A 26,224-nucleotide genomic window follows, 5' to 3' on the forward strand; every position below is an offset into this window, starting at 1 on the left:
TTTTGCTTCTCCATTGAGTTTTTGTGTAATCCTGCTTATAATATAGCGAGAAAAATAAGAAAAAGGTGTCCATAAATGAGCATATTAAATGTAGAAGGATTAAGTCATGGTTTTGGAGATCGTGCGATCTTCAAGGATGTTTCATTCCGTCTTCTAAAAGGCGAGCATATCGGATTATTCGGCGCTAACGGCGAAGGTAAATCCACTTTTATGAATATTGTTACAGGAAAGCTGCAACCGGATGAAGGTAAAGTCGAATGGTCCAAACGGGTCCGTGTTGGCTACCTCGATCAGCATGCAGTGTTGACCAAAGGCATGACCATTCAAGATGTACTCAGAGGCGCTTTTCAATACCTCTTTGATCTTGAGCAAGAGATGAATGATATGTACGGCAGAATGGGTGACGTGTCGCCTGAAGAGTTGGAAAAGCTGCTTGAAGAAGTTGGTACGATCCAAGATACGCTTACAAATCAAGATTTCTACATGATCGATGCGAAGATCCAAGAAACCGCGCGCGGTCTAGGAATCACAGATATTGGATTGGATCGTGACGTAGCTGATCTTAGTGGTGGTCAGCGTACCAAAATCCTGCTTGCGAAGCTGTTGCTTGAAAAACCAGATATTCTGCTCCTAGATGAGCCTACGAACTATCTGGATGAGCAGCATATTGAATGGCTGAGACGTTATCTTCAAGAGTATGATAATGCATTTATTCTGATCTCACATGATATGCCTTTCTTGAACAGCGTTATCAACCTGATCTACCATATGGAAAATCAAAAGCTGACCCGTTATGTGGGTGACTATGAGCAATTCCAACAGGTCTACGAAATGAGAAAACAACAGCTTGAATCTGCTTATAACCGTCAGAAACAAGAAATTGCAGAGCTGAAAGACTTCGTTGCACGTAACAAAGCCAGCGTAGCTACCCGTAACATGGCAATGTCCAGACAGAAGAAGCTCGACAAGATGGAAATCATCGAGATTGCAAAAGAGAAGCCAAAACCACAGTTTAACTTTAAAGAAGGTAAAACTGCGGGCAAGATGATTTTCGAAGCTAAAGAACTGGTTATCGGATATGACACACCGTTGTCCAGACCGCTAAATTTGTTAATGGAGCGTGGACAAAAGATCGCGTTGGTCGGTGCGAACGGGATCGGTAAAACCACCTTGCTTCGCAGCATCTTAGGTGAAATCCAAGCATTGTCCGGTTCGGTAGAACGTGGATACCATCAAGAGATTGGATACTTTGAGCAAGAAATGAAAGAAGGCAATTACAAGACTTGTATCGAGGAGATCTGGGATACATTCCCATCCCTGTCACAATTCGAAGTACGTGCTGCCCTTGCCAAATGTGGACTGACCACGAAACATATCGAAAGTAAGATTGCTGTTCTAAGTGGTGGAGAAAAAGCTAAAGTACGTCTATGTAAACTCATTAACAGTGAGACGAACATTCTCGTATTAGATGAGCCGACGAACCACTTGGATATCGATGCCAAAGATGAACTGAAACGTGCGCTGAAAGCATATAAGGGAAGCATTCTCATGATCTCTCACGAACCAGATTTTTATCAAGACATTGTCACCGATATCTGGAATTGCGAAGATTGGACAACAAAAGTATTCTAATAAGCAAATCTTTATTGAACAAGCCTATGAGGTGTTAACGAATCAGTTACGCTTTATAGGCTTTTTTATGGATAGTGGGGAGGGTCTATGTGTTAGAGAATAAAATGGATCAGCTTAACATCAGTGTTCAACGAATTTTTGGAGAACAAGAAATAGAAATAGTCAATTTCACATGCGAGGATTTAGATTATAAAACACCTAACTTTACAACAGCGGGTATCTTTTCTATTCATGGTCTGGCAATAGTTAATCACGAGCAGCTTCCATGGTCAATCATATTAAAAATCATCAAGTCTGATAGTGTAGAAAAAGAGGATCCAGCACATCACAATTACTGGCGACGAGAAGCCCTAGTCTTTGAATCTAAGATTCTGGATGAGCTTCCTAGCTCAATCCAAGCTCCTAAGTGTTATCTTGTTGAAGAACAAGTAGATGGTACCGTATGGTTATGGATGGAACGAATAGACGGGGAATATGCGCATACGAAGGAGCAGTTTGATTTTATCGCTGAACGGTTAGGCCGATTTAATGGAGCTTATCTTTCAGGAAAGAACACTCCTAATAACCAATGGATATGTAGAAGCTGGCTTAGATCATGGACTACTTCGAGTAAAATGTATGCACCTAACCCTGAAGAATATATTCATCAATTACATAGAGACAATGACCGAAGCCTTTGGGCTTGGTTCCAAGACTTCACGAAGCGGATAGACAGTAACTTGAATGCTCTCCATCGCTTGCCGCGAGTATTAGCCCATCAGGACCTCAGTCAAATGAATATGCTGTTAACTCAAAACGGAGAGTTAGTCTTGATAGACTGGCAATTTATGAGCATATCAGGTTTAGGTGAAGATCTTGGTAAAATGTTTGGCGTAAATATGAGTCTTGGTGTGATTCCTATCCATCGTTACGAGGAATTCAAAGAGTCTTTATTCCATTCGTATATCAAAGGTTTAAAGGCTAGCGGATGGCAGGGGGACGAATCCCTTGCAAGATATGGTTATTGTTTAAGCACTGCTTTACGTAGTGTCTGGGAAGTGCCACAATACTTTTCTCTAAATGCTCAGCTACAATCTGACCTGTTAAACGCTAATCTTCAGGAGCGGGTTAATCGGCTAGAGCAAATCATTATTATTCATCAAAAAATGACGCTAGAAGCAGAGACATTGAAATTATGGATAACATAGTTCTTAATTCTCATTAGATATGAAAAAGGAGCCCCTATTAAAGGAGCTCCTTTTTGCTACACCTCAATAATGATGGGGAGAATCATTGGACGTCGTTTCGTTTTTTCGTACAGGAATCTACTTAGGGTCTCCTTGATGGTCTGCTTGATGATATTCCACTCGCCTAGGTCAGCCTCACTCATCTTTTGAAGGGTGGAGGTTACAAGCTTGTTGATCTCCTCCATTAAAGTTTCTGAGTTACGGACATAGATGAATCCTCTAGATATGGTATCCGGCTCGTTTAATAAACGTCCATCTTCTTGGCTTAATGTAATCACTGTAATCAAAATACCGTCTGCTGACAGCTGGCGACGATCGCGAAGAACGACATTACCAATATCTCCAATCCCAAGGCCATCCACTAGGGTTTGTCCAGCTGCCACTCGGCCAGATTGACGGACGACACCCGATGATGACTCGACGATATCTCCATTTTTTAGAATAAAGATATTATTGAGGTTAACACCAACTGCCTCTGCTAATAAGCTGTGATGATGTAGCATACGGTATTCACCATGAATCGGTATGAAATATTCAGGTTTCATCAAGGTTAACATTAACTTAAGCTCTTCTTGGCTTGCATGCCCAGATACATGAAGCTCGCTGCGTGATCCATAGATGACTTTAGCGCCAAGCACGTATAAATTATCGACGATTCTAGATACATTGCGTTCATTCCCGGGAATGGGATTAGCTGCTATCAAAACGGTGTCTCCTGCCTGGATTTCCATCTGCCTATGACTTGCGTTAGCCAGTCGCGATAACGCAGCCATGGGCTCTCCTTGACTGCCTGTACATAATACAGTTACTTGCTCTGGAGGGAGTTTGGCAGCTTCTGTAGGCTCGATCAGCATGTTAACTGGAATGCTCAAGTACCCGAGTTCCTGGGCTACTCGAACAACATTAACCATACTTCTGCCAAGTAAGGTTAATCTACGATCGGTTAAACGAGCAGCTTCAATGATCTGTTGTAGACGGTGTACATTTGAAGCAAAGGTAGAGATAAAAATTCTACGGTTAGCTTTCATGAATGCTTCTTCTATATGAGCGCCAACGAGTTTTTCAGAGGGGGTGAAGCCTGGGCGTTCTGCATTGGTACTCTCTGAGAGCAGGAACTTTACACCATTCTTCCCGATGTCAGCCATTTTATGTATATCGGGATACTGCTTATTAACAGGGGTCATGTCAAATTTGAAGTCCCCTGTATGAACTACGGTCCCTTCTGGGGTATCGAATACAACACCAAGGCAATCCGGAATACTATGATTGGTATTAAAGAACGTTGTAGTAATCGCTCCTAGCTGTAAAGTAGACTCAGAATCAATGACATGAAGCTTGGTCTGACGTAATATTCCGTGTTCCCTCAGTTTATTTTCAATTAGACCTAAGGTTAACCGAGATGCGTAGATCGGAAGATTTAATTGTTTGAGTAGATACGGAATTCCTCCAATATGATCCTCATGTCCATGTGTAACTACTAATGCTCGAATCTTATCAAGATTGCTTAATAAATACGTAACATCAGGAATAATGAGGTCAATCCCCAGTAGACTTTCGTCCGGAAATTTAGAACCGCAATCAATGACAATAATATCATCAGCATATTGCAGGAAATACATATTCTTACCAATTTCATTCACACCGCCTAATGCTGCAATCCAGAGCTGCTTAGCTGCCACTTTCATTAAAGTCCCTCCTTTTATAAATTCACCTATATTATGTATGAAATCCCTTATAATTATCCTTTCATTGAGGTGGTATAATAGTATAACAATAGATTGATATTCAAAAGTTAGGGGACAGATTGATCATGAACATCAGAAGAATATATAAGAACGATAATCGTGCGATTGAACAGATTATTAGGAGCTGTCTGATTGAGTTTGGCGGGAATAGGGCAGGGCTTGCGTGGGAAGATGACAGCCTGCATCATTTATATGAGTACTACAATCAAAGCGATAATCAGGCCTATTGGGTTGTAGAAGAAGATGGAAATATATTGGGCGGGTGTGGCATTGCGCCTTTCGGCAATGAGGGCGACATATGTGAGTTGCAAAAAATGTACTTATCTCCGTCCGTTAGAGGTAATGGGATAGCTTCTGAACTCCTAAATACGGCGCTGAATTTTGCCAAGCTTCATTACAATAAATGTTATTTGGAGACATTACAGAACATGCATGCAGCTAACCGTTTTTATATGAAAAACGGCTTCGAACTTTTAGATGCCCCTTTAGCTGGCTCAGAGCATTTTGCATGTGATGCTTGGTATATTAAAGAGTTAATTTAATTATGGTTTAGTAAGCCTGGATTAGCAGGCTTATTTTTTATTTGACAACAAAACCGTCCAGACGGTATAGTAAATAACAGAGGTGATTAATGTGAACAGTAATTCTAAACGTAAAACTATTTTATTGGCTGCTTCCACAGTTGTTAAAAATAATGGAGTAGAGAAGCTTACGCTTGAAGCTGTGGCTAAAGAAGCCGGGGTCAGTAAGGGTGGGCTACTGCACCATTTTCCAAATAAAGAAGCTTTGATCATAGGGATGGTCGAAGATCTAACGAACCATTTTTTTACCAATGTTCAAGATAGAGCAATGAGCGAAATGGTTGAAAAAGGGAAGTGGAGTCGTGCTATTACTGAAGCCATGGATGATGATATTAAAGAGGGAAAAGAGATTGGTACCGCGCTTCTTGCTGCTCTTTTCACAAATCCAGATATTCTTAACAAATTTCAAAGTCAATATGCAACGTGGCAACAAAACATAGAGAACGATGGCATTGATCCTGTACGCTCCACTATCATTAGGTTGGCAGCAGATGGTTTATGGTATTCCGAAATGTTCGGATTAGGTGTGTTAGATGATGAATTACGCACGAAAGTCATTCAAGAATTGATAAATATGACGAAGTAAGGAGAGGTTATCTTTGAATTCATATATATTACTTGCAACAGCGATCATCTGTGAGGTATTTGGCAGTTCAATGCTAAAAGTGTCTAACGGGTTTAAAAGGGTATTCCCATCCATTGGCGTGATCCTTGGTATGGGCTTAGCATTTTATAGTCTTTCTTTAGCGCTAAAAACAATTCCATTAGGTACAGCTTATGCGATTTGGTCAGGGGTAGGCACAGCTTTGACAGCTATAATTGGCGTAGTTATTTATAAGGAGAATTTTAATCGTAAGAAATTACTAGGTCTTCTACTTATCATTGGTGGTGTAATCATTATGAAGCTCTCAGGTGGGGCTCATTAGAATTTGGAGGCTGCAGCATGAAAAGAAATGTAGGATATATTGCTCTAAGTATAGCAATTGCTAGCGAAGTCGTAGGGACTACTATGTTGAAAATGTCAGAAGGATTCACGCAATTACTACCTTCTATAGGGGTTATTATTGGTTTTATTATTGCTTTTTATAGTTTATCCATAAGCCTTAGAGAATTACCGTTAAGCTTAGCTTATGCGATTTGGTCGGGTGTAGGTACTGTTCTAACTGCAATTGTGGGTATTGTCGTGTGGGGAGATCCATTTGGTATTCTTACTTTTGCCGGAATAGTATTAATAGTAGGAGGAGTGGTATTATTAAACTCTCCTGCCAAAGGTGAAGACAAAGTACGGGCCTGATAAATCAGGCTCTTTTTTTATTTTTAAACGGATGTCATAGATTCCATAAATCGCATAGTTTCGCGATAATGGTATCACTTACCTTTTCCGTAGAATTACATCTTATAGTTTGAGCTACTATTTATCTATAATGAGTGTGTCTGAAAGTGAAGGGAGGGTGTGGTTCTTTTTAATGTGCTCTGGATGATCTCTATTGAAAACGCTACCATTTGAGCACTCTGATAGGTTCGTGAATTTTTGAGAATCTAACATATTTAAGGAGGATTAAAATTAAAATGCGTAACAAGTATGTTATATGGTCGCTGTTAGTATCCATGCTGATTTCAAGTTTATTCTTGGCTGCGGGCCCACTTAATTTTGTTTCAGCCTCCGGAGGACCAAACCTGACACTCGGCAAAAATGTAACTGCGAGCGGTCAATCACAAACTTATAGTCCTGAAAATGTTAAAGACAGTAATCAAAGCACGTATTGGGAAAGTACGAATAATGCATTCCCGCAATGGATTCAAGTCGATTTAGGTGCAAATACGAATATTGATCAAATCGTTCTAAAGCTTCCTTCTGGTTGGGAGACGCGGACGCAAACATTGGCTGTTCAAGGTAGCACAAACGGTTCGACATTCACGAATATTGTAGGGTCTGCGAATTATGAATTCAATCCATCAGTGGCAGGGAACAGTGTTACCATCGACTTTGCCTCAACCAGTACGCGTTATGTTCGTCTGAATGTAACGAGCAACACAGGTTGGCCGGCAGCTCAGCTCTCTGAATTCGAGATTTATGGCGCTAGTGGTCCTACTCCAACTCCATCGCCTTCTGGCACTTATGAAGCTGAATCTGCTTCACTGTCTGGAGGAGCTAAAGTGAACACGGATCATGCCGGTTACTCCGGCGCGGGCTTCGTGGATGGATATTTGACACAAGGTGCAACAACGACATTCACGGTTAACGTGCCAGCAGCAGGTAGTCGTGAAGTGACATTGAAATACGCTAATGCAAGTGGCAGTGCAAAGACAATAAGTGTCTATGTCAATGGTGCTAAAATTGGCCAGACCTCATTATCTAACTTACCAAATTGGGATTCATGGAGCACTAAAGTAGAAGTTCTTAATCTAAATGCGGGTAACAACACCATCGCATATAAATATGATGCTGGTGATTCTGGCAATGTTAACCTTGACCAAATCACTGTAGCGTCGACAACAATAACCCCTACCTCAACACCAACGCCAACGGTCACACCTACACCAACGCCAACTCCTACACCAACACCTACACCAACACCAACACCAACAGCAACACCGACGGTAACACCAACCCCAACGCCAACACCGACGGTCACCCCAACACCTGCACCGGGTAGCAATATTGCTGTCGGCAAGACGATTACCGCTTCTTCCAGTACACAAACGTTCGTAGCAACAAATGCGAACGATAATGACACAAGCACGTACTGGGAAGGTGGCAGCAATCCAAGTTCGCTCACCCTCGACTTAGGGGCGAACCACAACATTACGTCAATCGTTTTGAAGCTGAATCCAGCCTCTGCATGGAGTACTCGCACACAAACGATTCAGGTGCTCGGTCACAATCAAGACACGACTACCTTCGGTAATTTGGTATCGGCTCAATCGTATACGTTTAATCCAGCTTCGGGCAACACAGTAACCATCCCGGTTACGGCAACGGTTAAACGTCTGCAGTTGAATATCACTTCGAACTCTGGTGCCCCTGCTGGGCAAATCGCGGAGTTTCAAGTATTCGGTACACCAGGGGCGAACCCTGATCTAATGATAACGGGTATGTCCTGGTCACCTACTACTCCTGTCGAGACAAGTGCAATTACATTAAATGCAGTTGTTAAGAACAACGGTAATGCTAGCTCCGCAGCAACCACTGTCAACTTTTACTTAAACAATGAGCTCGTTGGATCTGCTCCAGTAGGTTTATTAACTGCAGGCGCATCAACAACAGCCTCAATGACATTAAACGCTGGAGCCAAAACCGCTGCGACCTATGCTCTCAGCGCTAAAGTAGATGAGAACAATGTGATTATCGAGCAGAACGAAGGGAATAACAGCTATACGAACGGGGCATCTCTTGTTATCGCTCCAGTCTCCAGCTCTGACTTAGTTGGTGTGACTACCTGGACACCAAGTAATCCAGTGGCTAATAGTACAGTAGCTTTTACCGTAAATCTCAAGAATCAAGGAACCATTGCTTCTGCAAGCGGTTCTCATGGTGTTACTGTAGCTCTTAAAAACTCAGCGGGTACCACGATTCAAACATTTAATGGATCCTATTCCGGGACCCTTGCTGCTGGAGCTTCCGTTAACGTCACGATTCCAGGGACATGGACAGCAGTCAACGGTAATTACACTGTAACCACTACTGTTGAAGTGGATGCTAATGAGGTAACAGCGAAGCAATCAAACAATATAAGCACAACTAATCTGGTGGTCTATGCTCTACGTGGTGCAAGCATGCCTTATAGTCGGTATGATACCGAAGATGCTACTCTCGGTGGTGGAGCTACGTTGAAATCAGCACCTACGTTTGATCAAGCACTAATTGCTTCAGAAGCATCTGGTCAGCGTTATGTAGCGCTTCCTTCAAACGGCTCGAACGTGGGATGGACAGTCAGACAAGGACAAGGCGGCGCGGGTGTAACTATGAGATTTACTATGCCTGACTCTTCGGATGGTATGGGACTGAATGGTTCACTTGACGTGTATGTGAATGGAGTAAAAGTCAAAACGGTATCGTTGACATCCTACTACAGCTGGCAGTATTTTTCGGGCGATATGCCTGGTGATACTCCTAGTGCTGGGCGTCCGCTCTTCCGATTTGACGAAGTCCACTGGAAATTGGATACTCCTCTCCAGCCTGGAGATATCATCCGTATTCAGAAGAACAATGGAGATAGCTTGGAATATGGTGTTGATTTCCTCGAAATCGAACCCGTTCCTACTGCAGTCGCTCGTCCGGCGAACTCCGTGTCAGTGACAGATTATGGTGCTGTAGCAAATGATGGTCAGGATGACCTTGCAGCTTTTAAAGCAACGGTGAATGCAGCTGTTGCAGGTGGTAAGAGCATGTATATTCCTGCCGGAACATTTAATCTTAGCAGCATGTGGGAAATTGGCTCTGCCAGCAATATGATTAACAACTTTACGGTGACGGGTGCTGGAATCTGGCATACGAACCTCCAGTTTACTAATCCTAATGCGGCGGGAGGCGGTATTTCACTCCGTATTAGCGGCAAGCTAGACTTTAGTAATGTTTACATGAATTCGAATTTGCGATCCCGTTATGGACAAAATGCAATTTATAAAGGATTTATGGATAACTTTGGTACTAATTCAATTATCCATGATGTCTGGGTAGAACATTTTGAATGTGGCATGTGGGTAGGCGACTATGCTCATACACCTGCTATTTATGCCAGTGGGCTTGTGGTTGAAAACAGCCGGATTCGGAACAATCTTGCCGATGGTATCAACTACTCCCAAGGCACTAGCAATTCGATTGTTCGAAACACCAACGTAAGAAATAACGGTGACGATGGTCTTGCAGTATGGACTAGTAACACCAATGGTGCTCCGGCGGGTGTAAATAACACATTCTCCTACAACACGATTGAGAATAACTGGCGTGCTGCAGCCATAGCATTCTTTGGAGGCGGCGGTCATAAGGCAGATCACAACTACATCATCGACACTGTAGGTGGTTCTGGTATTCGTATGAACACCGTTTTCCCTGGTTACCATTTCCAGAATAATGCGGGCATTGTTTTCTCAGATACTACGATTATCACAAGTGGTACCAGTAAAGATCTGTATGGTGGAGAACGTGGAGCCATCGATTTAGAGGCATCGAATGATGCCATCAAGAACGTCACCTTTACCAACATCGATATCATCAATACACAACGCGATGCAATCCAGTTCGGTTATGGTGGTGGATTTGAGAATATCGTGTTTAACAACATCAATATTAATGGTACTGGGCTTGATGGTATTACTACTTCACGTTTCTCTGGGCCACATCAGGGTTCGGCAATCTATACTTACACAGGCAATGGTTCAGCAACGTTTAACAACCTGACGACTACGAATATCGCTAACCCCAACCTGAATTATATTCAGAGCGGTTTTAATCTGACGATTCATTAAGCGATAGTGTGAGGGAGGAGTTCTTCGGAACTTTTCCCTTTTTTTATATTGTGGATAGTGAAAATTTAAAACTTCGGAGAAGGATATTGACTTGATGAGCAAGAAATAAATGGTAGGATATAGTATTTATCTCATAAGAAATAAATTTTTAGGAATGTGTCGATTTCATCATCTTCCGTTCGTCGTTTAAATAGAAGTCCGGATATCAGACGTTAAAGCGAAGGAGAGATGAAATGCATTTAGTAACTTCAATGGATGGAACTAAGATTGCCTATGACAAAATGGGTCAAGGGCCAGCACTTATATTAGTGACAGGTGCATTTAGTTACCGAAAATTCCCAAGTCAGGTACAGCTAGCTGATCTGTTGTCTGAGAATTTCACAGTCTTCAATTACGATCGACGAGGTCGTGGCGATAGCGGAGACACTCAGCCATACGCAATAGCTCGTGAGATCGAAGATCTGCAGGCTATAATTAATGCGGCCGGAGGATCGGCATATGTCTGGGGATTGTCTTCTGGAGCAGTTCTTGCTCTACAGGCAGCAGAGGATGGAGCAAATATTACAAAATTAGCTCTGCATGAGCCTCCATTTGTTGTCGATGCTTCGGATCCTAAACCGCCTCTAGATTTCGTAATGAATGTTACTGAGCTTATTGCTACAAATCGCCGATCTGAGGCAATTAAGTATTTTATGACTAAAGGTATGGGAGCACCTGCGTTTGTTGTTAAATTAATGCGCTTAATGCCAAGTGTATGGTCTAACCTAATGGCTGTAGCGCACACTCTTCCCTATGATGCTGTTTTATTGGATGGGTATATGGACGGAAAGCCGCTTCCTGCCACCTTGTGGAGCACAGTTACCATTCCAACGCTGGTCCTCGAAGGTACGGAAAGTCCTGTTGGCTTACGGCATGGTGCTCAGGCAATTGCTAAAGTACTACCTAATGCGAAACTGTTAAGTAAAAAGGGGCTCGGTCATACGAAGAAACTCAATACAAGGATCATTTCAACTGAGCTTACTGCATTCTTTATGGGAAATTAAAAATAGGAGGGATACACCTATGAGATTTATGATGATTGTTAAAGCTACCACAGATTCAGAGGCGGGAATTATGCCTAGTCAAGAACTGATTGATGCTATGCAGAAGTATAATGAGGAATTGGTGAAAGCAGGTGTGTTGCTGGCAGGCGATGGATTGCAACCGAGTTCCAGTGGTATTCGAATTTCATATCCGGAAGCTGGCGGCAAACCGAAAGTTATGGATGGTCCGTTTACAGAAGCTAAAGAAATGATCGCTGGATATACGCTGATTGAGGTCAAATCAAGAGAAGAAGCCATTGAATGGGCTTTACGTATGCCGGACCCTCATGGATTTGGCCAAGGAGAGATTGAGTTAAGGCAGGTATTCGAGCCGGAGGAATTAATGGACGATCCCGAAACATTGGCGAAAGAAGCAGCACTTCGTAAACAGGTTGAGAAGCAGAAGCAAACGTGAGTTTCTCCCATACGCATCGAACGATTGATACAATATGGCGAATGGAATCGGCAAAAATCATTGCGGGTTTAACGCGCATGGTACGGGACGTAGGTCTCGCAGAAGATCTTGCTCAGGACGCATTAGTAATTGCCCTTAATCGATGGCCAGAGACGGGGATTCCAGATCATCCAGGTGCTTGGCTGATGACCACCGCGAAACGGCGTGCGATTGATCTTATTCGCAGGACCAAGCTTCGAGATCAGAAATACGTAGAGGTTGCACATAGCATGGATTTATACACTGAGGTAGATATAGATGATGCGTTAGATGAGGAGATCAGTGACGATCTCCTTCGTCTGATCTTTATGACCTGTCATCCGGTGTTGTCACAAGATGCCAGAGTAGCCCTGACCCTTCGACTGTTATGTGGATTGACGACAGATGAAATCGCACGTTCTTTTCTAGTCGCCGAATCAACGATTGCTCAGCGAATTGTTCGGGCGAAGAGAACCCTAAGTGCTAACAAGGTTCCTTTTGAGGTACCCGTTCAAGAAGAGCTTAAAGACCGTTTGTCTACGGTGCTTGAAGTCCTTTACCTTATGTTTAATGAAGGATATTCTGCAACCTCTGGAGTGGATTGGATCCGTCCGCTGTTATGTCAGGAGGCACTGAGGTTAGGACGGGTACTAGCTGAGATTGCCCCTTATGAACCTGAGGTTCATGGACTGGTCGCCCTTATGGAGATTCAATCCTCGCGTTTTAGGACGAGGGTTAATAGCAAAGGGGAGCCTATTCTACTTATGGATCAAAACCGGACACAGTGGGATCAATTACTGATCCGCCGTGGCCTGACTGCATTAGAGCGTAGCCGAAAGCTTGGACGTCCGCCCGGACCTTACTCGCTTCAGGCTGCAATTTCTGCTTGTCATGCACAGGCGTCTACTGCAGCAGAGACAGACTGGATCCGTATTTCTGCACTGTACGAAGCGCTCTCGAGAGTCATGCCTTCGCCGATCGTCGAATTAAACCGAGCGGTCGCCATATCCATGGCGTTTGGCCCAACCTTTGGACTGCAAATTGTGGATGAGCTGAATACTGAACCATCCATGAGGGATTATCATCTGCTGCCCAGCGTTCGTGGTGATCTTCTACTGAAGCTGGGGCGATATGGTGAGGCGCGTACAGAGTTTGAACGTGCCGCATCCTTAACCGAGAATGAACGTGAAAGGATTCTTTTGCTGAATCGGGCGGAAGCGTGTAACTTAGGAACATCGTAGTTAAATCAATAGTATTTTAAACCGGTACGTACATAAAGGAGAGATAAAATATGAATCAAGAAGTCATCGATTTTATTGAAGCATTAAAAGAACCATGGCAGGTGGAGTTATCTACAAATCTTCGAGAGGCTATTCACCAAGCAATCCCAGATGTACAGGAACGAATTCAGTATAAGAAGCCTCATTTTTTGAAAAATGGTAAGTACGCAGCAGCTATTTCAACTTCAAAAGATGCGGTAAGCTTTGTTATTTTTAATACGAATGAGCTTGAGTTTCCAGAAGGAATGTTCGAGGGCCCTCCGGAGAGAAAAACACTGAAACTACGAAAAGGGGATACAGTGGATACGGCTCAATTAGTGGCTTGGGTCAGCCAATCATCAGCTTCCCTTTAATTACAAGATTCATGATGTAGGACGGTATCTCAAAGTCATTTGACTTCATGGGATATCGTCTTTTTTGGACGAATTTGGCTCCAGCAATACATAATCATTCAATAAATTGTGAAAAATACATCATGAGCTAGCAATGAAGGGAATGAAACCCATGAAGATATTAAAACAAACTTGTTTGCTACTGCTTACGGTCCTTGCACTTAGTGCATGCTCAAGACCAGTAGCAGATAAATCCCAGCTACCACCTCCAACGGTTGTGCCAAGTGGAGCTGAAGAAAGATTTAGCCTTGAGGAACTTGCCACTTTGATTGGAAAAGAGGATGCTCAAGTTGTCCAAGCTCTCGGCAAAGGCGCACCTAATCGAAATGAAGGTACGAATTCTACTCTTTTATCCCGCGAATATAACGAGAAGATTGTGAATCACGAAGCAAATCTTCAGGTCTCCTATGATCACACTGGAAAAGTGATTGGAGAGACGGTTCATTTTGAAGAAGCTACCAAGGAAAAATTAACGCAAGAGATAACGCAACAGCTTGGAGAGCTTACGACTAAGAGTGAAGGTAACACAGCAGATATAGAAAAAGAAGGCGAAGGTACAAACTTTCGTAGGGTATGGCAGACGGATAATGCCAAAATTTCTTTAATTGAATCCAATGGAAAGCTGTCTATTTCCATAGATACGAAGTAACATTCGAATAATGTGAGAAAAAAAAGGACAATACCCATTGTAATTAGACAATGGGTATCGTCCTTTTTTGATGAATAATTAAGGCTTAAGAGGAAGAATTATTGTTTGTTGCGGAGCTTAGACGATGAATTTGCTCTTCCAGAACCGCACTTGCTTTGCCAACAAATTGTGTAATAAGTTCAAGTTCTTCATCCGAGTAGGTGGAAGCTAATTTAAGCATCTCGGCATGCAGGGGAAGGTAGGCATTCCCGACCTCATTATTTTCATACAAAGGGACAATAATTACCTTACGACGGTCACTGGGGTCATTTTGTCTGCGAACAAAACCGTTATTTTCAAGTCGATCAATTAATGCCGTAACACTGCCTGTAGCCAGTCCGGTTAGTTTGGACAGTTCACCAGCGGTGATGGGACCTCTTTCATGGAGGATATCTATGGATAGATAATCATTATTATATAACCCAAGTGATGCTGCCACATTTTGCTGATATAGTATCGTTCGACTTCCTAGGCCCCGCATACGCAAGGTGAAGTCTTCTTGCTGATTTTTCACTTGATTGTGTCGATCTCTTGACAAAAGAGAGCCCTCCTTTTAAAATATTTATATCTTGATAATCGAGATATCAGACAATAAAGATACTCGATGAACGTGCGATTAATTGAATTCATTTTATCGGAATTATTAAAGTTTTGCAAAAGGTAATGCATCAAGAAGTTTAGAGAGAGGTTGGTGTGCGATCTTGTAACGATAAGATAAAATTCGAAATTAAGGAAAAGTGGAGGGAACAAAAGAGAATGGTAAAGAACTTGGAGAAGAAAAATAATGTAGGGATTATTATAGCGGCTCTATTGCTGGCCACACTTATGGCATCCATGGATAACACAATATTAGCAACTGCAATGGGAACAATCGTAGGGGATCTTGGCGGTTTTGACAAACTGATGTGGGTGACTTCTGCTTATATGATAGCTGAGATGGCAGGAATGCCGATTTTCGGAAAATTATCGGATATGTATGGCCGCAAGCGTTTCTTTATTTTCGGAATTATTGTATTTATGATCGGATCTGCTTTATGTGGTACCGCAAACTCTATAGTTCAGCTGAGTATTTATCGTGCGATTCAGGGTATTGGTGGAGGAGCACTGGTTCCAATTGCGTTCACCATCATGTTCGATGTGGTTGCTCCGGAAAAACGGGGGAAGATCGGCGGATTATTCGGAGCAGCCTATGGTATATCAAGTATTTTCGGACCTCTTATTGGCGCTTACATAGCGGATTACATTCATTGGTCTTGGGTCTTTTACATCAACTTACCTATAGGTGTTATTGCCTTCTTTTTGATTGCTTTCTTCTACAAAGAGTCTGTCGAGCATTCCAAGGAAAAGATCGATTACCTAGGTGCGTTTACACTTGTAGCTTCCATCCTGTGTCTCATGTTTGCGATTGAGCTGGGTGGAAAAAAATATGCTTGGGACTCTGCTATGATTTTAGGATTGTTCTTAGCTTTTGTAGTGTTTATCGTGGGATTTATTTTTATCGAACGTCGTGCAGAAGAACCCATCATTACTTTCGGCATGTTCAAGAATCGTCTTTATTCTACGAGTAATGTTATGGCTATATTTAGTGGAGCAGCATTTATTACAGCCTCGGTGTACATTCCAATCTACATTCAAGGGGTGCTTGGCGGCTCAGCAACGAATTCGGGTCTTGTTCTACTTCCTATGATGCTCGGCTCCGTTATCACTGCAGCGGGGGGCGGATTCCTGCTCTCGAAGTTCAATTATCGCGCCATCATGATATCGACGTTAATACTGCTTGTTTTAGGTATCGCCTTGCTAACCACATTAACACCAGATTCTTCACGGTTCATGGTCACCATATTTATGTTTCTAGTAGGTCTTGGAATAGGTTCTTCATTCTCTGTTCTAAGTAACGCAGCCATTCATGGATTTACAGCAAGGCAGCGTGGTTCCGCAAGTTCGACACTTAGTTTTACAAGGGAGCTGGGAATGACACTCGGCATAACAGTATTCGGTATTATCCAAAGTCATGTGTTTTCGAATAAATTAGCATCCATGTTCAGTAGCGGTGGTGCGGCACCTATAGGGGTGAATTTAAGCGATCCAAGTACTATTTTGACCCCGGATACTCGTGAGAAAATCCCTACTGAAGTTCTTGATAAGATTACAGAGGGATTATCCTCATCACTTGTTCACACTTTTGCTTGGGCAATTATTCCGTCTGTTATCGCTCTACTGGCTGCATTTGTGATGAGTAAGGAAAAGTTTGATCCAGCTTCTGAATTGGGAGAGTATACGGCTTCGCATTAAAGGATGGTTGCTTTGTAATATTAACGAATGCACTAGTGAAATGTTACATTTAAACAGATTGAGCCCTCTATTCATAGGTGCTCAGTCTATTTTTTTAAATAATGATTTACATTATATTCCTATTGTAATATTATCAAATTTGACGATTGTAAAATTAGATAATAATGGAATTAGTTAAAGATAGGAGGATTTTTTGTGTCAATTGTAGGTATTTTAGGAGTGGTTCACGATGATGAACTTAGGCAAAAATATCATTTTTCATTAGAGTTCATAAAGGATTTAATTTTAGAGTTTAATCCAGATATTATTTGTGGAGAAGTCCTTCCTAGTAGTTGGGAACATTATAAGAAGGACAGTAATTACCGTGGATATTGGGGAGAACCTGCAAGTGAATATTGGGATCTCATTTTTCCTTTGTGTAAAGAAGAGAATTATGAATTTGTCCCTATTGATTGGGTTGAATTGGATGTTTGGACAGATTTTGATCCTTTTAATAGCTATAAAGAAGATCAGAGAAAAGAATTGGAATTTGAGTTAGAGCAATGGTTTCAAAGACAGCTTTCAACAGTGGATTCAAGTGCAATTCCCTTTAATTCATTAGAATATGACACTATTACGAGACAGAAGTATGAATGGTTAGAACGAATCAATCCGCAAGCACATCAGTTCAGATGGTTGTGTAGACATCTTATAATGATTCAGCGAATCAAAAACGCCATAAAAGGCCACTCAGAGAAAAAAATCTTGTGTATTGTAGGTGCAGACCATAATCATTCGTTATATGAAGGACTAATTACAGAGAAGGACATACAACTTGTATATCCTCTATCTCGGATTACTCAAGCTTGAGCAATATTGTAGCGTGAATGCAAATACCAAATAAGTTCTCTACGGCTGCTGACATTTGCTTTGCTAAAAATGGACTTTAAATGATCCTGGACGGTGTATGCAGAAATATGCAGTGCAGAAGCCAATTCTTTAGTGGATAATCCTCGAATTACACCTTGTAATAGCTGCAGCTCACGTTCCGTCAAACCATACGCTTCAGCAATGATGGGGAGCATGTCAGCAGGACGCGCGGGTTCGAATGAAATGGCAATTTGGTTCTGACCGTTGGAAGCCTTAAGAAGACTTGCCCGAACGACTAAATAGGGCCCCTCAGTCATACGAATGCATGCCTTCGCTATCCCCATAGATTCGGAAGGGCTGTTTAACGCTTGCGTGCTTACAGCACGGATTGGACGAGGCAGAACATGAACATCGATCATTTCCAATGATCGGAGTTTGCCTAACCAGCGATCCGCTGTGGGATTGGAGGAAAGAAGAGCCAAGTCATCAGATAAAACTGCAATGCCGGAACCGTAATGATCTTCAAGCCAAGTCTCATCTCTCTCTGGAAGCTCAAGACTGAAAGCCCGCATTCTAGCTGCAATCAGAGGGATGAGCGAGGTGATCCAATCACATTCCTCTTGTAAGAATTCCGATTGATCTGCATTCCTGTACAGCGTCAAATATCCCCAACAAGATTCGCCAAGAATAAGGACTGCACGTAGTTCATCCCCAAAACCTGCAGGAGACAAAACCTTTTGATAGCGTGCACTCCGCTCGGGTTTCTGCTTGGTTGCCTCATATATTGTAGCGACGAGGAGTTTGCTATGAACCATTTGCTCATAGGTGTTAACATCATCCTCACCGTATTCGATCTGGAACAAGTGGGGATGAATGGACTCTACGTTATCTTCTGTAACCGCACCTGTCGAAAGCAATGTCTGTGGATCAACATGAGTACAGCAGGCAGCATCAAAGGGAACTGCTTCACGTAGGAGAGACAGCAAGGAAGTACGGTAGTTGTGAGATGAATCAGTAATCATACCTAGCTTAACGATTTGTTTCTTTATTAGAATGAATTGTTTATGGGTATTCATTGAGTAGCCCTCTAGTCCTTAATGGATTATATCGAACTCCCACATTTGTGGGATAGTGAACGGAAGCGAAATCCGTATAATTGAGAATGATTCTTAATCAACTCTATTATATAGGATGCGGTGATAAAAATGCAGGAAAAAGAAGATATTGTTGTCGTTGGTGGTTATGGACATGTAGGGCGTACCATATGTGAAATATTAGAGAAGAAGTATTCAGGTAAAGTATTTGCTGCAGGGAGAAGTCTTGAAAAAGCAGAGCGGTTCAGTCAATCTACCCACGGCAGGATCAAGCCGTTACAGTTAGATATTAATAAGCCGATACCTCCACATTTACTAGATCAAGTGAAGCTAATCATTATGTGTTTGGATCAAACGAATACGGATTTTGTAAAAGCCTGCTTTCTTAGCGGTACGTATTATGTGGATGTATCAGCGAGCGGTCCGTTTTTATCTCAAATTGAGGCGTTATACGAAGAGGCTGCACGACATGGATCTAGTGCCGTTCTTAGTGTAGGGCTTGCACCCGGTATAACCAATCTAATGGCTCTTGAAGCGGAAAGACTGATAGAACAGACGGAGGAAATCGAAATCGCGATTATGCTCGGACTTGGTGATTCTCATGGTAAGGCGGCGATCGAATGGACAGTGAATAGTTTAGGAGAAAAGTTTGAAGTTAAGCAGAAGAATCGTCAGGTAGAGGTGGAGAGCTTCACCGATAGAAAGTCATATCACTTTGGTGACGATTTAGGGAATCGCCATGCCTATCGTTTCCCATTCTCAGATCAACAGACGCTTGCCCGAACGCTCAAAGCATCGTCCATCTCCACACGATTTTGTCTGGACTCAGTTTTCGTTACTAAAATGCTGGCTATAGCCAAAAAAACAGGAGCCGTTCGTTTGTTAAAGACAAGCTGGGTGAACAGGTGGATGGTTAGTGCTATGGAGCGGCTGCATATTGGGAGCGACCAGTTCGCTATCAAGGTTGAGGCTCGTGGAAGAAATCGAGAGGGGAAGCCAATGCATGCTGATTTAATATTGCAAGGAAAGAATCAATCCATCATCACTGCAAAAGTGACAGCAGCAGTATCAAAGCTCCTCTATGATTCTTCATTTCCAGGCGGCGTTTATCATATCGAGCAGATAACAGATTTAGCATATATACAAAAGGAATTAGGATCGACGCTCTCGCTAAAGATCCAAGTAAAGGAGCATAATGCAGATTAATCTAAATAGAATAATTTGTGTATAGTTATTTTGAAAGAAGCTTGATTAGTCAAGCTTCTTTTTCGTAACCCAAAAGAGTTTTGACCGTATTAACTGATGAACATTTCATTCAGGAAGAAATTCTGTTCTTCCCTAATGGGTCATGTTAACAAAAAGAGAAGTTGAGGTCATCACCTATGAATGAAAAATTTACAGATTACGCCGATACAGGATATTCGATCGCTGAGCAGAAGGCAGCTCAGTATTTTGCATCTCTTCGTGAACAGTTCAAAGAAAAAACTTATGTGTCTACCTTGATTGAAGATTTTCAATTGTGGAAGAAGAACCATATTCATCGCCGTTCATGGTTGTCCTTTTTATCAAGAGGCAAGAGGAAACCTGATTCTCAGGATTATCATAGATATCTAGGATGGCTGAATCAGACCGGTAAATTGGATGATTATTTGGATCGAAGTGTTTCCTATCTTTATATGAGAGATCTAGGGCAAGCTTTAGATTCGCCGAATACACAGTTCCGGATTAAGCGTATGGTTGCCGACATTAGAAATCAGATGATTCTTCCAGGCTCCACAAGTTTGGAAGATCAGTCAGATTTCATGAATTTCACCGGGATTTACCGTTGGGCTCAGAAGGAAGGCGTTGAAACGGCCACGATTTGGGTGATAGACAAACTTAAGCGGGTATCAGCACATCTTCCGAAGGAAATGAATCCCGAGCAAGCACAACGTAAATTAATCAAGATCATTATTGGGGTGATTCTCCATGTGATGGAAGAGATGGACGATGACGTACCACCTGTGGAGCGATCTAAGAGGATTGGTGAAGCCATTAGACTTGGTTATTCATATGGCTTAACTTATCCATTCATTGATGATCTCCTTGATTCCAGTGTCTTAACCGACCAAGAGAAAGAACAGTATTCTCATATGATACGCACTGCGATCCTTAATAGAGTTGTACCGGAATTGGGTGAATGGTCCGGAGAGAACATGCCGTTCATTCGATTTGTACATTCGGAGCTCAAGGAGGCTTTTGAGTATATTAGAGGGTATCAGCGGGAAGAAATGCAGGATGCATTTTTCGAGCAGTCTTTTGTATTTTTCCATTCTCAGGAATTGGATCGTATGAAGGATCTTTCTAACTTTGAATACAGCAATGAAGAGCTTTTCATACCCATCATTTTAAAATCCTCTTCTTCCCGTTTAATTGTCCGATCCGTAATTAGTGCTCCAGCAGATGACGGATTTGATCAACGTACCTTTTTCTATGGGTTATATAATCAGCTGGCTGATGATTTTGCGGATATGTTTGACGATATGAAAGCGGGAGCGGTAACCCCCTATACTTATTATTTAAAATACCGTAGTCAACGTACAGATCTGATCAATCCTTTTGAATTATACTGGACGGTCATTTCCCATTTAATACACACTGTGTATCGCTCTGATCCTAAAACCCGTGAAGTAATATTAGATCGCGCCATTAATGGTCTCAAGCGATGTAAAGAACGTGTAGGAATTGAGAAGTATAAAGAGATCATGGAGATTTTTGCTTCTGGTCAACCAGCATTTAATCGGCTTGTCCAGCAGATGGTGCAGAAAGCGGACGATGTGGATTTTTTCGATAAACTGCTTCGGGATCAGTTGCTTTTGAATCTAAAAAACAGCAAGAAGGAAAAAGCGGAATTTCGAGATACGATTCAAAGGGTCCGCGATCAAATCAATAAACAATTGCTGATAGCCAAGCCAGACGGGACGCCAGAAATGAAAGAGTTGCTTATTGATGCGGCTAATTATAGTCTAGCAGGCGACGGCAAGCGGATAAGACCTATATTGACTTGGGTCATGGGTGTTAACGAATATGGTCTAGATGCATCCGCAATTGTGCCGCTTCTGAGATCTTTGGAATATATGCATACCGCTTCTCTAATCTTCGATGATCTTCCATCCCAGGATAATGCTTCAACCCGAAGAGGTCGTGCAACTCTACACGAAATGTATACTAGTTCAACGGCGGAATTAACCGGACTATTTCTGATTCAGAAGTCGATCGAGGAACAGGCGTCACTTCATTCTTTTGATGCAAAAGCGGTGCTAGCCTTGATGCAATATTCAGCCCAAAAAGCAGAAGATACATGTATGGGTCAGGCAATGGATCTGAATTCTAAGGGAAAAGCATTGACGCTAGAGCAATTAAATATGATTTGCTTTTATAAGACCGGAATTGCATTTGAAGCTTCACTAGTGATGCCAGCGATTCTGGCTCAGGTTAAGAAAACTGAAGTTCTGGCTTTGAAAAAATTTGCCTATCATGCGGGGATTGCGTTTCAGATTAAAGATGATTTGCTCGATTTGGAAGGAGATCATCATTTACTAGGTAAGCCGATAGGTCAGGATGTGGAGAATAACAATTCAACGTTTGTATCTATCCTTGGTGCTGACGGCGCAAGAAAAGAGATGTGGGAACACTACTGTCTCGCTATGGAAGCGTTAAAGGAGATCCCTCGTAATATTGCTTTTCTGAAGCATTTATTGAATTACATGATTAATCGAAATCGATAATTGATTCTAAAGTGTTGGCATTATTGCCAGCGCTTTTTTATATTTTTTGCAGATTATTAGTTCTTTTTTTTGTAATTGAATTTTATTGTTTATAATCGAAATTACGTGTATGATGAAGTTGAAAATAGATAAAGGAGGTGTAACTTGTGAAGTTAGGAATTTTCTCAAAAGTATACTTGAACTATGAACTGGAGAGCGCCTTACACAAAATCAAAGCGCAAGGCATGAGTAGCGTTCAATTCAATTTTGCTAATGTAGGACTGGAAAGCTTGCCTAAAGAGATTAGTCAGGAGACCATCCATCAAATCAGAGAAGCAGTAATGAACAGTGGAGTTAGCATTGCTGTGATCTCAGGAACGTTTAATACGTTAGAGCTAAATGAGGAGAAGAAAGTTAAAAATCAGCAGTGTTTTAAAAATGTAGTTGAGGCTGCAGCTGCATTAGCTGTTCCGTATGTTTCGATTTCTACGGGTAGTTTGAACCAAGAAGATTTCTGGAGTTCTCATCCTGACAATCATACAGTGAGGGCATGGTCACTATTGCATGAAAGTCTTGCGTGGATGCTGAAAATTGCAGAAGACAACCAAGTAACGTTAATATTTGAACCTGAACAAGCCAATGTGGTGAGTACGGCAGAAGATGCTTTGAGACTATTACAAGATCTAGACACACCCTATCTTAAGGTTTTGTATGATGCAGCAAATCTAGTAACCCCACAGGATCATAAGGACCTCTTAGGTAAGATTTCAAAAACGCTAACAGCGCTGAAGGAGCACATTGCCATTGCGCATTGCAAAGATGCTTTTGTAACCGAAGAGAAGATCACTTTTGCACCGGTGGGTAAAGGAAACTTGCCCTTAAAGGAATATCTAAATGAATTAAGTAAGGTTTATGACGGTCCTGTTATTATGCATGGGTTAGCTGAGGGCGATGTAGAACATGCTTTGAATTTCTTTAACTAGAATAGGAGGACATGAATATGAACAAGGAAAATAAATTGTTGAACATCGGCGTATTAGGTTGCGGTCAGATTTCACAAGCGGCGCATTTTGACTCTATAAGGCGTTCACGTAATGCTCACCTTTATGCAATATGCGATGTAGATGAATACTTGCTCCAAAGAATGAATGCTATCTATGAACCTGACAAGATATATACGGATTATGAACAAATGCTGGCGGACTCGAGCGTACATGCTGTAGTTATTGGGATTGCCGATCAATTTCATGTGGAGGCAGCTAAACAAGCCGTGCGTGCAGGTAAACATGTCTTGGTAGAAAAGCCTCTAGGTGTATCCATCGAAGAAGTGGAAGAATTAAAAGAGCTTGTGGATCGTACCGATCTCAAAATGCAAGTGGGGAATATGAAGAGATTTGACCCCGGTATAGTAGCAGCTAAAGAGTTTGTGGATCATGAAATGGGTGAGATTATTGGCCTAAAAGCTTGGTATTGTGATTCCACCTATCGATATACCGTTACTGAGAATGTTCAGCCAGTGATTATATCCGGTGAAAATATAAAGAGACCTGCTGGAGATCCAAAAGCGAACAAGGAACGCTATTATATTTTAGGTCATGGAAGCCATTTGTTCGATACCGCAAGATATCTAGGTGGAAATATTGTAAGTTTGAAAGCATGGAATACGCAAAAGTTCAGTGCCTATTGTTGGTTTATTACTGCGGAGTTTGAAAGCGGCTTTGTAGCTCAATTGGATTTGACCATTGCGGTTCGGATGGATTGGCATGAAGGATTCCAAATTTATGGTGAATTCGGATCCGTAGTAGGAAAGACATACAACCCGTGGACATTAAAATCAAGCGATGTAGAAATTTTCAAAGTTAGTGATAACAGCTACCATAGACCGCTTGGAGCAGATGGTCATTTTTATAGATTGCAGATTGAAGGGTTGGCAGATTCAGTTCTGCATAACAAGCCAGGTGTAGGTGCAACGATTGAAGATGGGATTGCTACGATGAGAGCGATGCTCGCTGTTGAAGAATCGGTGAAGACCGGAAATACGATTTATCTAAGTGACGTTTCTGGTCCTTTGTAAAGGAGGGGAGAATATGCCTTACTTTATCTACGAGCACATTCGATTTTATTATGAAGATGATGGAGGGGATGGAGAGCCTTTTATATTTCTACATGGTCTGGGCGGTGACGTTAATCAAACTTTCGGTTTAATGAAGCAAACAGATCACATACGAAGGATCTCACTAGATTTTAGAGGTCATGGAAAGACTGTAGCGTTTGGACATGCGGATGATTTTTCTTTTAAACAATTCGCCGAAGATGTGATGGCTTTAACGAAACACCTTCATATCCGTTCATTTAATATTGGAGGGATTTCCACAGGTGCTGGAGTGTCGCTTCATTTGGCATTGAGGTACCCGGGTAGCGTTAAGAAGCTTATTTTGTCACGTCCAGCCTGGAAGGATAAGCCGCAAGAGGTGTTGATTCGTGAAGCCTACGCCAAAGTTCATGATGTACTGCAGGATACAGATCCTCTGACCGCTCAATATAGATACGAAAATTCAGAGGTCTATAAATCCATAAATTCAATATCTACTTATGCGGGTGAATCCCTATTAGGGCAGTTTAAATATCCTTATGTAAAAGAAACCTCGATGAAGTTTGTGAAGCTGCCAATGGATTGTCCTAATCATGATCGTGAGGCTTGGAAGAACTTAAAGCTGCCCACATTGATCCTTGCTAGTCAACTTGATCCAATTCATCCATACGCCTACGGACGATTACTCTCAGAATATATCCCAAACGCTCAATTTATTGAGATTACTTCAAAAACGATCAGTAATAAGCAACATAATCAAGATTCTTATGAGGCTATTGAGAACTTTTTAAATGAAAGATGAGCACAAGCTTCAAAGGTGTTCATCTTTTTTTGTACAAATTTAGAAAGTATCTATACTGTAATTACGTTAACGCCGAGTTTGTTATATGTATCAACAATTTTATTGTCTACTGTACCTTCAGTGATTAAATAGTCTAACGCGGATACCTTGGCTACAAAAAAAGTGGATATTTTCTCCAGCTTTTCTTTCGTAGCTATGGCGATAACCATGGAAGATTGTTCAAAAAGTTGATTCTTAATGATGGATTCCTCATAAGAGGGAACAGTTATGCCCACCTTTGAATCCAGCGTGGATACGCCAAGGATTGTTAGATCCAAATGGATTTGCTGTATCGCTCTAAGCGTTGCGGCTCCGAATAACACTTGGTTCTTTTTATCGAGGTCGCCACCTAACAAGGTTATACTAGCTTTGGTCAATCGGCATAGCGATAACGCAATTGAGGGGGAATTGGTAATAATTCTTCCATCAAAATGCTCAGGGATGTTCTCAGCTACTTTTAAATTTGTGGACCCGCCATCAATAAAAATAACCTTTGCATTCTCAATAAGCGTACAAGCTCGTTTAGCTAAGTCAGCTTTGGTCTGGCTATTAAATTCTACACGTGAATTGAAATCTTTCATGTCACTAATAAGACTATGGGCTCCACCATGAATTCGTTTGAGAAGCCCCAGCTTCGACAGGCTTTGTAAGTCTTTTCTAATGGTATCTTCTGTTACATTTAATTCCTGTGTTAATTCTTGGACAACGACGCGGCCTTCGGTCTCTACTTTTTTTAGGATATACGCCTGTCTGTCAGCTTTTAGCACCGATCCACCTCTTTT

Annotated in this window: 23 protein-coding genes; 19 read left to right on the top strand and 4 right to left on the bottom strand. The window is 41.8% G+C overall.

Features of this window, described 5'->3' with window-relative positions; translation table 11 throughout:
- Positions 1–75: 75 nt before the first annotated feature.
- The gene (locus MHI27_RS14630) at positions 76–1,632 is read left to right on the top strand and encodes an ABC-F family ATP-binding cassette domain-containing protein (protein WP_042188035.1); all 1,557 of its coding nucleotides are present in this window, start codon (positions 76–78) and stop codon (positions 1,630–1,632) included.
- Between the two features lie 89 nt (positions 1,633–1,721).
- Complete coding sequence (locus MHI27_RS14635) at positions 1,722–2,819, top strand: phosphotransferase (protein WP_405176586.1); 1,098 nt, start codon at positions 1,722–1,724, stop codon at positions 2,817–2,819.
- A 56-nt stretch (positions 2,820–2,875) separates the two neighbouring features.
- On the opposite strand, the gene MHI27_RS14640 is transcribed toward MHI27_RS14635, so the two are convergent.
- The gene (locus MHI27_RS14640; RefSeq protein WP_405176587.1) at positions 2,876–4,543 is read right to left on the bottom strand and encodes a ribonuclease J; all 1,668 of its coding nucleotides are present in this window, start codon (positions 4,541–4,543) and stop codon (positions 2,876–2,878) included.
- Positions 4,544–4,668: 125 nt separating this feature from the next.
- On the opposite strand from MHI27_RS14640, the gene MHI27_RS14645 reads away from it, so the two are divergent.
- The 10 genes from MHI27_RS14645 (at position 4,669) to MHI27_RS14690 (ending at position 14,489) form a co-directional block, all read left to right on the top strand.
- Positions 4,669–5,145, top strand: coding sequence for a GNAT family N-acetyltransferase (locus tag MHI27_RS14645; protein ID WP_405176588.1), 477 nt, complete (start codon positions 4,669–4,671; stop codon positions 5,143–5,145).
- Positions 5,146–5,236: 91 nt separating this feature from the next.
- On the top strand, positions 5,237–5,770 hold the full coding sequence (locus MHI27_RS14650; RefSeq protein ID WP_405176589.1) for a TetR/AcrR family transcriptional regulator: 534 nt from the start codon (positions 5,237–5,239) through the stop codon (positions 5,768–5,770).
- Between the two features lie 13 nt (positions 5,771–5,783).
- Positions 5,784–6,110, top strand: a complete 327-nt coding sequence (locus tag MHI27_RS14655; protein ID WP_341145221.1) for a multidrug efflux SMR transporter — start codon at positions 5,784–5,786, stop codon at positions 6,108–6,110.
- A gap of 17 nt (positions 6,111–6,127) precedes the next feature.
- A complete protein-coding gene (locus MHI27_RS14660; protein WP_042188045.1) occupies positions 6,128–6,478 on the top strand; it encodes a multidrug efflux SMR transporter in 351 nt (116 codons plus the stop codon).
- Between the two features lie 275 nt (positions 6,479–6,753).
- On the top strand, positions 6,754–10,653 hold the full coding sequence (locus tag MHI27_RS14665; RefSeq protein WP_405176590.1) for a discoidin domain-containing protein: 3,900 nt from the start codon (positions 6,754–6,756) through the stop codon (positions 10,651–10,653).
- Positions 10,654–10,886: 233 nt separating this feature from the next.
- Complete coding sequence (locus MHI27_RS14670; RefSeq protein WP_405176591.1) at positions 10,887–11,696, top strand: alpha/beta fold hydrolase; 810 nt, start codon at positions 10,887–10,889, stop codon at positions 11,694–11,696.
- Between the two features lie 19 nt (positions 11,697–11,715).
- On the top strand, positions 11,716–12,150 hold the full coding sequence (locus MHI27_RS14675; protein ID WP_405176592.1) for a YciI family protein: 435 nt from the start codon (positions 11,716–11,718) through the stop codon (positions 12,148–12,150).
- A complete protein-coding gene (locus MHI27_RS14680) occupies positions 12,147–13,409 on the top strand; it encodes an RNA polymerase sigma factor (protein ID WP_405176593.1) in 1,263 nt (420 codons plus the stop codon). Before MHI27_RS14675 ends, MHI27_RS14680 begins: the two co-directional genes overlap by 4 nt.
- A gap of 50 nt (positions 13,410–13,459) precedes the next feature.
- A complete protein-coding gene (locus tag MHI27_RS14685) occupies positions 13,460–13,801 on the top strand; it encodes a DUF1801 domain-containing protein (protein WP_076299006.1) in 342 nt (113 codons plus the stop codon).
- Between the two features lie 151 nt (positions 13,802–13,952).
- Entirely contained in the window at positions 13,953–14,489 is a 537-nt protein-coding gene (locus MHI27_RS14690) for a hypothetical protein (RefSeq protein WP_405176594.1), read from the top strand.
- Between the two features lie 85 nt (positions 14,490–14,574).
- Here MHI27_RS14690 and MHI27_RS14695 read toward each other — a convergent pair whose 3' ends face one another.
- On the bottom strand, positions 14,575–15,009 hold the full coding sequence (locus MHI27_RS14695) for a MarR family transcriptional regulator (protein WP_339271643.1): 435 nt from the start codon (positions 15,007–15,009) through the stop codon (positions 14,575–14,577).
- Between the two features lie 275 nt (positions 15,010–15,284).
- On the opposite strand from MHI27_RS14695, the gene MHI27_RS14700 reads away from it, so the two are divergent.
- Both MHI27_RS14700 and MHI27_RS14705 read left to right on the top strand, forming a co-directional pair.
- The gene (locus MHI27_RS14700) at positions 15,285–16,820 is read left to right on the top strand and encodes an MDR family MFS transporter (RefSeq protein WP_405176595.1); all 1,536 of its coding nucleotides are present in this window, start codon (positions 15,285–15,287) and stop codon (positions 16,818–16,820) included.
- Between the two features lie 195 nt (positions 16,821–17,015).
- On the top strand, positions 17,016–17,669 hold the full coding sequence (locus MHI27_RS14705) for a hypothetical protein (protein ID WP_341145228.1): 654 nt from the start codon (positions 17,016–17,018) through the stop codon (positions 17,667–17,669).
- On the opposite strand, the gene MHI27_RS14710 is transcribed toward MHI27_RS14705, so the two are convergent.
- Positions 17,660–18,745 (bottom strand): helix-turn-helix transcriptional regulator, encoded by a 1,086-nt coding sequence (locus tag MHI27_RS14710; RefSeq protein ID WP_405176596.1) that lies wholly within the window; start codon positions 18,743–18,745, stop codon positions 17,660–17,662. The two genes, MHI27_RS14705 and MHI27_RS14710, sit on opposite strands and share 10 nt — an antisense overlap.
- 129 nt (positions 18,746–18,874) lie before the next feature.
- Here MHI27_RS14710 and MHI27_RS14715 point away from each other — a divergent pair, with 129 nt between their 5' ends.
- From MHI27_RS14715 to MHI27_RS14735, 5 genes are all read left to right on the top strand, one after another.
- On the top strand, positions 18,875–19,969 hold the full coding sequence (locus tag MHI27_RS14715) for a saccharopine dehydrogenase family protein (RefSeq protein ID WP_405176597.1): 1,095 nt from the start codon (positions 18,875–18,877) through the stop codon (positions 19,967–19,969).
- Positions 19,970–20,145: 176 nt separating this feature from the next.
- Entirely contained in the window at positions 20,146–22,530 is a 2,385-nt protein-coding gene (locus tag MHI27_RS14720) for a polyprenyl synthetase family protein (RefSeq protein ID WP_405176598.1), read from the top strand.
- 146 nt (positions 22,531–22,676) lie between these two features.
- Positions 22,677–23,492 (top strand): sugar phosphate isomerase/epimerase family protein, encoded by an 816-nt coding sequence (locus tag MHI27_RS14725; RefSeq protein ID WP_405176599.1) that lies wholly within the window; start codon positions 22,677–22,679, stop codon positions 23,490–23,492.
- Between the two features lie 17 nt (positions 23,493–23,509).
- Positions 23,510–24,583: a Gfo/Idh/MocA family protein gene (locus MHI27_RS14730; protein WP_405176600.1), complete on the top strand. Its 1,074-nt coding sequence runs from the start codon at positions 23,510–23,512 to the stop codon at positions 24,581–24,583.
- Between the two features lie 13 nt (positions 24,584–24,596).
- Positions 24,597–25,403 carry an alpha/beta fold hydrolase gene (locus tag MHI27_RS14735; protein ID WP_405176601.1) on the top strand — a complete coding sequence of 269 codons (807 nt, stop codon included), beginning with the start codon at positions 24,597–24,599 and terminating at the stop codon, positions 25,401–25,403.
- A 50-nt stretch (positions 25,404–25,453) separates the two neighbouring features.
- Here MHI27_RS14735 and MHI27_RS14740 read toward each other — a convergent pair whose 3' ends face one another.
- Complete coding sequence (locus MHI27_RS14740; protein ID WP_405176602.1) at positions 25,454–26,209, bottom strand: DeoR/GlpR family DNA-binding transcription regulator; 756 nt, start codon at positions 26,207–26,209, stop codon at positions 25,454–25,456.
- Positions 26,210–26,224 lie beyond the last annotated feature (15 nt).

It is taken from the genome of Paenibacillus sp. FSL H8-0261, from assembly GCF_045040645.1.
GTDB lineage: Bacteria > Bacillota > Bacilli > Paenibacillales > Paenibacillaceae > Paenibacillus_AQ.